2 protein-coding genes are annotated in these 1,198 nt (G+C 65.9%); both read right to left on the minus strand.

Translation table 11 applies throughout. The features are described from left to right. A partial coding sequence (locus IF809_RS38570; protein ID WP_462840079.1) for an IS91 family transposase occupies window positions 1–430 on the minus strand: 430 nt, incomplete at its 3' end. A gap of 11 nt (window positions 431–441) precedes the next feature. Then, window positions 442–1,198 (minus strand): tyrosine-type recombinase/integrase (locus tag IF809_RS38575; RefSeq protein WP_462840080.1); only part of this gene is annotated, 757 nt, incomplete at its 5' end.

Raw genomic sequence — 1,198 nt, forward strand, 5'->3', positions numbered from 1 at the left:
GTGCGCCGAGGCGCTTGGGATCAGCGGCGATGGCGAGCGTTGTCTCGGCCGCCGCCTTCATCAGCAGGTCATAGACCACGCGCTTGTTCTGGTAAGCGATGTCGCGCAGCTGGCTCGGCAACGTGTATACGACGTGGAAGTACGGCACCGGCAACAGCTCCGCTTCGCGGTCGGCCAGCCATTGGCGTGACGCCGCAGCCTGGCACTTCGGGCAATGCCGGTTGCGGCAGGAGTTATAGGCGATCTCCGTATAGCCGCATGCTACGTTCTCGCAGCGTGCGACATGCCCGCCGAGCGCCGCCGTGCGGCAGCGCTCGATGGCACTCATCACCTTCAACTGGTCGAGGCTGACATGCCCGCGATTGGCCTCGCGCCAGGCAGGGCCGTGATCGCGGAGAATGTCCGCGAGCTCCAGAGCTGGTCGAGTCATAGCCGGCGGCGCTATGGCGCCGGCGTCTCCGTGGTGGCCCGCTTCGCTCGCCTACGCCGCGGTGCGCTCAGGCCGTCGAGTGGGCTCTCGATCCTGGCGATCATGCCTGTCGCCACGCGGGTGTAGCGGGCCGTCGTCTCGAGCTTGTCGTGTCCGAGCAACGCCTGAATCAGGCGAATGTCGGTGCCGCGCTCGAGCAAATGGGTCGCGAAGCTATGACGGAGCGTGTGGAGAGAGAGCGCCTTGCGCAATCCGCCGTCTTTGACCGCCTCCTTGAACAGCCGGCTGAACTGACGCGTGGTCAGCGGCCGGTGTTGACTGCGGCCGGGAAACAGCCAGCGCTGTTCCGGCGCGACGCCGGCATCATGCCTGGTCGGTCGCACCTTCCACCATTGCCGCAACAGGTCGAGAACTTCCGCCGGCAGCATCACGTTGCGGTCCTTGCGGCCCTTCGACTGCACGATACGGATGATCATCTGCGCACTATCGATGTCGCCCGCGCGCAGCCGCACCACTTCGCCGGCACGCAGACCGCAGCCATAGGCCAGCGTCAGCATCGCCTGCGCCTTGAGGCTCGTCGCCATCGTCAGGACACGTTTGACCTCCTCCGGGCTCAGCACCGGCGGTAGCTTCAGCGGCTCCTTGATGTGCCAGACCTCGGCCGCCAGATCGTGGCGGCGCAGCGTGACTCGGAACAGGAACCGCACGCCGGTCATGATCCGATTGCGATTGCAGATGCTGGCACCACTCTCGATGAGGTGCAGCTGA

The sequence above is a fragment of the Bradyrhizobium sp. UFLA06-24 genome, from assembly GCF_054967145.1.